The 8,372-nt window shown below is 70.4% G+C and carries 3 protein-coding genes and 1 pseudogene; 1 reads left to right on the top strand and 3 read right to left on the bottom strand.

Annotated features, from left to right (window positions below; genetic code table 11):
• Positions 1-609: 609 nt before the first annotated feature.
• Positions 610-828, top strand: a pseudogene (locus tag Q1L59_RS13405) (ISAzo13 family transposase); the annotation flags it as partial.
• A 342-nt stretch (positions 829-1,170) separates the two neighbouring features.
• Here the strand turns inward: Q1L59_RS13405 and Q1L59_RS13400 are convergent.
• From Q1L59_RS13400 to Q1L59_RS13390, 3 genes are read right to left on the bottom strand one after another with little or no spacing between them, the layout of a single operon-like run.
• A complete protein-coding gene (locus Q1L59_RS13400; RefSeq protein ID WP_300333023.1) occupies positions 1,171-4,761 on the bottom strand; it encodes a DUF4157 domain-containing protein in 3,591 nt (1,196 codons plus the stop codon).
• A 2-nt stretch (positions 4,762-4,763) separates the two neighbouring features.
• Positions 4,764-6,740: an ATP-binding protein gene (locus Q1L59_RS13395; protein WP_300333021.1), complete on the bottom strand. Its 1,977-nt coding sequence runs from the start codon at positions 6,738-6,740 to the stop codon at positions 4,764-4,766.
• Positions 6,737-8,365, bottom strand: a complete 1,629-nt coding sequence (locus Q1L59_RS13390) for a hypothetical protein (RefSeq protein ID WP_300333019.1) — start codon at positions 8,363-8,365, stop codon at positions 6,737-6,739. Before Q1L59_RS13390 ends, Q1L59_RS13395 begins: the two co-directional genes overlap by 4 nt.
• Positions 8,366-8,372 lie beyond the last annotated feature (7 nt).

The raw sequence follows: 8,372 nt of genomic DNA, 5'->3' as shown, positions 1-8,372 counted from the left end.
CCGCCCTCCTCGACGAACTCACCCAGCAGGAATTCCCACATCCGGAAACCGGAGCCAGAATGACCTTTGCGCTGGTCTAACGTGCCATCCGGGTTTCCTTCGAGATCCGGAAATCTGCACTTCGGTAGCTGCACGGAGTGTTTCTCTTGAAGCCTTCGACCTCGAAGATGTCCGGCTTGCTGCGAGGAAATTTACGGTGACGACGCGCCGAGCGTTTCAGGCGGAAATGGCGTTGAAGTATTGTGGTAGCGGTGCTTGGGGTACGGAGGACGTTTTTGGCTGGAGTCGACATGCCGTGCAACCGGGTCTGCATGAGAAATGTAAGGGCATCATTTGTCTGGGGCTGCACGCGTTCTGCTGCGGCGCGAAACGGTGGGAGAAAAGGGCACCCGGAGGTGGCGCAAGCGCTGTGGGAACTGGCGGCAAGTCATGCGCAACAAGATCGGACGTTTCGCACGACGTTGTCGTTCACCCGCCTGACGGCCGTGGAAGCCATCAGGCAGTTGCGAGCGCAGGGATTTGCCGAGGACATACTGCCTTCGCGAAGCGGCATGTCGGAAGTGTTGAGCCGCAACGGGTACCAACCGCAACGGGTACCAATTGCGTCCGGTGCTCAAGGCCAAACCCCAAGTCGAGTTCGCCGATCACATCGGCAAGTCCATCCGCCGGCTGAACTATCCGCCCTACGACAGCAAGTACAACCCGGTGGAACGTTGCTGGGGAATCCTGGAAAAGCACTCGAACGGCGCCAAGCTGACCGACGCCCAAGCGATGCTCCTGGGGGTCAGGAGCATGACCTGGACAGGCGCTCATCCCGTCGTCAAACTGAAGCGCACCGTGTACGAAAAAGGAATCACCGTCACCAAGGACGCCATGCAAGCGGTCGCCCCGGCTGCAAGCAAACCCGCTCCTGCCCAAGTGCGGCATCCTGATCCGACCGGCCTGCCCGGGGTGAATATTCGTAGAAGCCGCCCAAGCGGCAATCGAATTCTTCAGGGGGAACGGGTTGAGTCTGCGCAAGATTGCAGCGGGAGTGGGTTGCACGCAGGCATGGGTTTCGCCGGTCAGCGCATTCGGAGCCGCTCATCGCGCGGGTTGCACCCGATGCCGGCATGGCTCGACAGGGCGCCAGCGCGCCGGACGCTGGCGGCTCGCTCTGGTCCTGTCGGTTCAGAAAATCTGGTTGCCGAGATCGCGCACGAGTTGCATCGCGTCGATGTCGGGCACTTCGAACTGTACGTCGTCGAGCGAGACCTCGAAAGGCTGCCCCTGCCGGTAGTGGATGGGGAAGCGCACGCCGAGGCGGAGGTTGGAGCCGAGTTCGTAGGCGGCGAGTTCCCAGCGGTTGTCGTAGACGCTGAAACCGAGCGCGCGCACGCTGACGTAGCCGGAAACGTCGAAGCGGAAGCGGGGTTCGGCGTGCAGGTAGCCTTCGGCGTCGACTTGCAGACCGCGCGCCGGCATCCAGTCGATGTGCACGCCGGCCTCGGCGGCGCCGGCGATGCCCAGCGTGCCGCCGAGTTCGAGGCCGCCGGTGGCGCTGGCGCCGGTGATGCCGAGGCCGATGCCGGCGCGTGCACCGAGGCGGACGCCGGCGTCGGCAGGGACGTTGAGGTGTGCGTCGCCGGTGACGTGCGTGTTTTCTTCGTGCGCCGGGTTGTATTCGATGCCGATGCGCAACTGGTCGAGCGCTCCCGGGCCGATGCCGGCCTGCGCGCTGAGGTTGCCGCCGACTTCGGCGACGATGCCGGGGACGATCGGGATTTGCGTCGCCATATCGAACAGCGTGCGCCGTATCTCGCGCCGCGGGAAAATCTGCAGCGCGGCGGGCAGGCCGATTTCGCCGGAGACGGTGACTTCGCCGTTCGGCGCGAAGCGGATGCCGGCGGTTCCCTGCAGCCAGGGCGCGATCTGCAGCGTTGCCGAGCCGCTGCCATAGACGATGATCGGCGCTTCCGGCGCGGCCGGGCCGGTCGGCTGGCCGTTGCCGTCGAGCGTGCGGTTGGTCGCGCCGGCCTCGACGGTGCCGGAGAGCATCCCGCGCTGGAAGGTGCCGCGGAAAGCGGCGTTGAACGCGCCGTCGTCGTAGCTCACGGTGAGGTCGGAGTTGAGGCCGGGAATCGCCGGCTGCGCGCTGCCGGTGGCGGCGACGCGCCAGGTGTCTTGCGGCTTGCGCACGGTGACGTCGATCGATCCGGAGCGGATCGCCGGGTTGGCCGACAGGCGCAGGTTGCCGCCGATCAGCAGGCCTTCCGTCTCTGAATACTCGACGCGCAGGCCGGCCTGCTGGACGCCGGGGATGTCGGGATCGACGCTGCCGTTGGCGGCGAAGCGGCCGGCCTGATAGTCGATGTGCAGACTGGCCGCGCGGATGCCACGCACCTTGTTCGGCGAGGTGATCGCCAGGTCGCCGGCGGCGCCGAACTGCTCGTTGCGGTACCACATTTCGATGCTGGCGCGGTCGAAGAGCTGGCTGTCGAAGTCGAAACCGCCGGCGAGTTCGAAGCCCTGGCCGGTGCTTGCCGCTGCTTCGAGGTAGCCGGTACCGAGGCGATTGACTTCGAAGTCGGCGCGCCCCTCGACGCCGAGACCGCGCGCCGAGCTGAAGAAGACGGCCAGCGAAGTGTCCTTCAAGGCGAAAGGCGGCGGCAGCGTCAGCTCGCTGCCCTGAAAGGTCTTGCGCAACTGGATCTCGGCGCCGGTGACGAGAATCCGGATGTCGGCGTTGCCGACGAAGGGGACCGTCGGGAGGACGCGGCCTTCGGCGCGCAGACCGCGCTCGCTCAGGCTGAGGCTGTCGAAGGCGATCGGGCTGAGGCCGGGCAACTGCAGGCTGCTGCGCGCGCCGAAATAGTTTTCCTTGATGTACTCGGCGTCGATCGCGCCGCCGTACATGCCGGGAACGGGCTTCAGGCGCCAGCGCATGTCGGGATAGGTGGCGGCGACGGCGCCGGCGCGCGCGTCTTCCGCGCCGTAGGCGCTGACCGTCAGCCAGCCGGCGGTTTCCGCGCTTGCCGGGTTGGGCGTGATTTCGATGCCGGTCAGGTTGACCCGCGGCAGCCAGTTGCGGATGGGCAGTGCCGACTGGCGGACGTAGCGCGGCACGCCGCCCTGCGCCGAGGTGAAGACGACGGGTTCGTCCTCGCGGTTGAGCCGGCGCATCTGGTCGCCGGTCATCGGGACCAGGACGTTGAGCGCCTGGCCCTGCAGGATCGCCCGGTGCGACCAGAAGTTCTGCGGATTGCCGGCAGTGCCGCCAAGGTCGAAGGGATGGCTCATGAAGTTGACGTAGTAGGCGCCCCAGCGGCGCAGCGCTTCGAAGCGCAGCGGTGGCTCGCCCGGGTGCTCGCTGGCGAAAAGGCTGACGGCGCGGCGCAGCCGGCGGTCGATTTCGGCGTTCAGGCGGGTTCCCGACGAGCCGTTGGCGGTGGCGTCGAGCAGTTCGAAGTTGGACGCGCGATCGGCCGACGACAGCCCACCATACGAGGTGTCGTCCGGATTGACCAGCTGGTCCTCGACCATGTGGTCGATCTGGTACGCCGACGGCCGGCCGCCTTCGTCCCAGAAGGGAACCATGTTGGCTTCGAGAATCTGTTCGGAGTTGCCGAAGAGGACGAACTCCGGGTTGCGCTGCGCGCGGAAAAAGTAGGTATCGCTGTCGCGGTGGTAGCCGCCGCTGATCCGCGCCGTGTCCTTCTTCGCTTCGAGCAGGCGGCTGACCGACCGGCGTACCGAGTCGCGCCAGAATTCACCCTGCCGGGTGACGCCGCGCGCGCCCGGGCGCAGCGCGAGGACCGCCGGGAAGCGGTCGCGGTTGCGCTCCTTGAACGTCGGCAGGCTGACTTCCGGCAACTGCAGGCGCTTGCGCTCGGTGTCGCTGCCCGGATAGCTGCGCGGGACGCGATCGATCACGGTGCCGTCGGAGAGGGTGAACTCGCCGCTCCCGCCAGCCGGCGCAGGCGTGCCCGTGCCGCCGCCACCCGTCGGCGGCGGTGTACCGTTACGCTGCAGGCGGCGCGCCGTGTGCGCCTGCTGGACGACGTGCGTCAGTTCGTGCGCCAGAAGTTGGCGCCCGCCATCGCTCGCCGGGTCGAATTCGCCCGGGGCAAAGAAGATGTCGTTGCCGACCGTGAAGGCGCGCGCGCCGGTTTCGGCGCACAAGCCCTGTGCTTCGCTGTCGGTGTGCACGCGAACGTCGGTGAAATCCTTGGCGAAGCGTCCTTCCATCTCGACGCGCAGCTGCTCGGGCAGCGGGCTGCCGCTGCCACGGCGCGCCTCGATGCGCTGCTCGGTCGCCTCGCTGACCGCCGTCGCGTTCGCCGCCGGCGTTTCCTCGGTGCGTTGCAGAACGCCGGCACGCTGCACCTTGTCTGCCTCGACGCCTGGCGCCGCCGCTGCCCGCTGGATCTGCTCGGCGGCAGGAAGCGGGGCAATCACCGCGGGCGCCGGCGGCTCGACGCCAGGAGCAACGCTGGCGCGCTGCACGCGCTCGCTGCCGGTGCCCGCTGCCGGCGCGTTCGCCTTGGCAGCCGGCGCGGCAGCCGCGCGCGGACTGCGCGCGAGCTGTCGGGCGACGCGTTCGGCTTCCTGCTCGGACGCGTCGCCGGGAGTGCTCATCGCCAATTTCGCCTGCAGATAGGCTGGTGCCTTGCCCTTCGTCGCATTCGCCGCGGCGGCGCGCCGCAGGCGCGTGTTGTCTTGTGGCTTGCCCGCCGGTGCGCGGGAAAGCGCCGAGCGGCGCGCCTGGGTTACGCTGGCCATGCTTATCCTCCGTTTCCGCGCGCGGCGAGTTGGGCGAGCTGCGGCGGCGGCGTGCGGCCCAGCTTGTGGTATTCGCTGGCCAGCGCAGCGACCAGCAGGACCAGTTCGACCGGCTGCCCGGGCGCGGTTTGGCTGAGCGCTGCCGCGTGCAGCACGGCGTTGCGGATATGGCCGCCGGGCAGGTCGCTGTAACTGGCGAGCAGCCGACAGTCGTCGTCACTCGGCGAGCGCGCGCCGAGGTGCGATCGCCACAGGCGGTAGCGCTCGTCGACGCCGGGTAGCGGGAATTCGATGATCGCGTCGAAGCGTCGGGTGAACGCGGCGTCCAGGCGATTGCGCGCATTCGTCGTCAGGACGACGATTCCCGGATGGCTTTCAATGCGCGTCAGCAGGAAGTTGGTCATCATGTTGGCGTAGCGCTCGCCGGTCTCCTTGCCTTCGCTGCGCCGGCCGAAGAGCGCATCGGCTTCGTCGATCAGGAGGACGATGTCGAGCGCGGCGGCTTCGTCGAGCAGACGGCCGAGGTTCTTCTCGGTTTCGCCGACGTACTTGTTCATCACCGCGGCCAGGTCGACGCGGTAGAGCGGCGCGCCGAGCTGGCTCGCCAGCCGGCACGCAGCGAGCGTCTTGCCTGAGCCGCTTTCGCCGGCAAAGAGCGCGCGTACGCCGGCGGTCGGCGTCGCCAGGCTCGGGCCGAGGCCGGTCCACAGGCGCTCGCGCCGGCGGCAGCGGCAAATCAACTGCGCAAACTGCTGTTCCGTTGCCGGCGGCAGGACGAGCGCGTCGGCGCCGACCTCGCGCGCGAGCGGCTGCGCCAGCAGACGTAGCCGCTCGGCGGCAAAGCCCAGCCGCACCTGGCGCAGATGGCCGAGGTCGGGCGGCGCGTCGTCGCCCGCTGCAGCGCGGCGGATTCGCCCGGCAAGCGCGGCGATCGTCGCGCCGTCGAGCTGCGCGCATTCGGCGAGCGCCGGCGCGGCGTCCGGCCCCAGAGCCTGTTGCCAGGCACGCCGACGTTCGTCCAGGGTGAGCGACGGGATGACGATCTCCAGCGCATCGGCGACCTCTACCGTGCCGTCGACTCCGACAACGATGACGATCGGCGTCAGGCCGAGCGCCGTCGCCGCCGGCGAGAAGCTCTCGCCTGGCCCGAGCGCCAGCGGCAGAACGGGTAGCCAGCCGGCGTAGCGGCAAGCGGCGGCGAGCAGTGGCCGGCTGTTCCACTCGCCCGCGTCGCATTCGACGGCGTGCAGTCCGGCGCCGGCCGCCAGGCGCGCAGCTAGCGCCAGACCGGCGGCGCGCGCGCCGCGCACGACGACGAGCGGCGCTGCGCCCTGGCGCAGGCTGGCGACGATCGCCGGCAGCGTTTGCTCGAGTTGCGCCGGCAGGGCAATCGCCGGATCGCTGGCGAGCGAGCGCAACTCGCGCCAGACCTGCCGGTCGCCGCAGCACAGCGCCCACAGGCGCGGGGAAACGTGCAGGCTGGCGAGCGGCAGCGCGTCGTCGCCGGCGATGCGCGCCAGTTGCGCCCGCACCAGCGGATGGTTGGGCCAGCTCAGCGGCGGCAGCGGCAGGGCAAAGAGCGCCTGGCTGAGTTCTGCCAGCAGATGCAGGCTGGGCCGCGTCTCGTCGGCTGGCGCCTGCAGTTCGGCGAGCGCCAGATTGATCAGGTGGCTGGCTTCGGCCTCGCCGGCGAGCGCGAAAGCGAACCACTCGTGCAACTGCAGGCGAAAGTCGTGCAGGATGCGGCCGCAGGGACCGGGCATCTGCGGCGCGCGCAGCGCCAGCTCGCGGCAGGCGCCGAGCCAGTCGCCGGGCGCCTGGGCGAGCAGCGAGTAGAGTTCTCCGTCACCGGCCAGACTCTCGAAGACCGCCGACGGCGCGCCCAGGCGCTCGCCGGCGAAACGCGCCAGACCGGCGTAGACGAAAGCGCGGTTGAGCGCCGGCACGGCGACCGCGGCCGGCGTCGCCGGCGCATTCATGGCGGGAAACCGGGCGGCGGCGCGTCGCCGCTGCCGTAATGGAAGCTGACCACGCGACCCAGCCAGGGCAGCCAGCCGGGGTTGACGTCGAGTCCGGCACGCCGCACCGGCAGGCTGGCGTCGGCCAGGCGGAAATGGACGTCAACGTGGCTGCGCGTGACGACGACGCGCGCCGCGCGCAGGTAATGTTCGGCGACGCTGAAAAGCGGGCCGTAGCGCGCCATCCCGATCTGCAGCAGAGCGCTTTCGGCGGGCAGCGGCGGCAGCGTGGCGAGTTCACCCGGATCGTCGAGACCGATCTCAACGGCCAGGAAGCCGGCGAGCGGCGGGTCGGGGACGAGGCCGAGGCAGTAGCCCAGGCGCACCAGCCAGCGCCAGCCGCAGGCGGCGGGCGCGCGCTCGTCAAGGCGGGCCTGGACGGCGGCCAGGGCGAGAAAGTTGAGGAGATAGAAAAGGCCGCCGCATCGGGTCAGGAAGTCGTGTTCGGCGGCAAGCGCCGGCGCCGCGGAGTCGTCGGCCGCGAGGCGGCGCACAGCATCCGATTCGCCTGTGGTCGCTGGCGCTGCGGCGAACGGCGCCGCGGCGCGCGCCGGTGCAGCCGCTGGCCGGCGCGGCGGGCTTTCGCTCGCTGCCGGCAGCGCCAGGTCAGTCGCCACGCTGGCCGCGGCGGCAGGCGCCGCGGGCAAGACCGGCGGTTCGCGCCCGCCTTGCCCGGCGCGCGCTGCCGGCGCGCCCGCGCGATGCGCTGCGGAAGCGGCTGCGCCTCGCTCGGGCAGGGCTGTATCGGTCTCGGTCGAGCGAGCGCCGGCGGCGCGCGGCGGCGTTCGGCCAGCCTCGGACAGATCGGCGGCAGCCGTGCCGTGGGCGATCCCGTACGCCAGCGCAGCCCGCAGGCGCGCACCATGCGGTGTGCCGAGCAGCGCCGGAAAGCGTTGCCAGGCGAGGAGCAGCGCCGCCAGTTGCACGACCGCTTCGCCAGCGGCGCGCCCGAACAGGCAATGCCAGGATGCCGGCGCCTGCGCCAGTGCCGCGCGCAGACCCGCGTCCGCGACGAGCCGCTCGGCGGCCGCCGGTGCAGCCGGCAAAGCCCATCCGGTGGCCTGGCCAATCGCGCCGACGATCTGTCCGGCAGCGGCGTTGTCGAGCCGCCGCCAGAAGGCGCCGGCGAACGGCGTGCGCTCGACGCGAGCGAGGATTTCGGCGCTGAGCAGAGGCTCTTCGGCGAGCAGTTCGACAATCGCCGAGCCAGGCGGCAAGCGGGTCAGCCGCTGTTCGCGCCGCCAGAACCAGCGCTCGCCGGCGCGTCCGGCGAGCAGATCGACGAGCAGGCAGGCGCGCTGCGCGGCGCGCGAGGCAAAGTGCACCGCCGCGGCCTGATCGGCCGCCGGCAGCCAGGCGTCGACCGACTGCGCGGCGAGCTGGCGCGTCGCCTCCGCTGCGTGCCAGGCGATGTCCTGCGGCGTGCCGCGCAGACTCAGGTGGCGGATGAAGAGCAGCCGCTCGGCGCCGACCTCCGGCCACGGTGCACGGTCGAGCGCGGCGAGCAGCGGCGCCCGGCCGCGCGAGACGGCGGCCCGACTGCCGCGCATTTCGACGCGCGCGAGCGTCACCTGGGCGGCCGCCACGTTGTTC

The organism is Accumulibacter sp., from assembly GCF_029255125.1.
In the GTDB taxonomy this organism is placed as follows: domain Bacteria; phylum Pseudomonadota; class Gammaproteobacteria; order Burkholderiales; family Rhodocyclaceae; genus Accumulibacter.
The sequence above is the reverse complement of the archived record's forward strand: the minus strand, read 5'-3'. Positions and strand labels throughout refer to the sequence as shown.

Bases quoted from the DNA above. Each gene is read 5' to 3' on its own strand.
- Q1L59_RS13400 (WP_300333023.1), bottom strand. From the start codon at position 4,761: ATGGCCAGCGTAACCCAGGCGCGCCGCTCGGCGCTTTCCCGCGCACCG.
- Q1L59_RS13395 (WP_300333021.1), bottom strand. From the start codon at position 6,740: ATGAATGCGCCGGCGACGCCGGCCGCGGTCGCCGTGCCGGCGCTCAAC.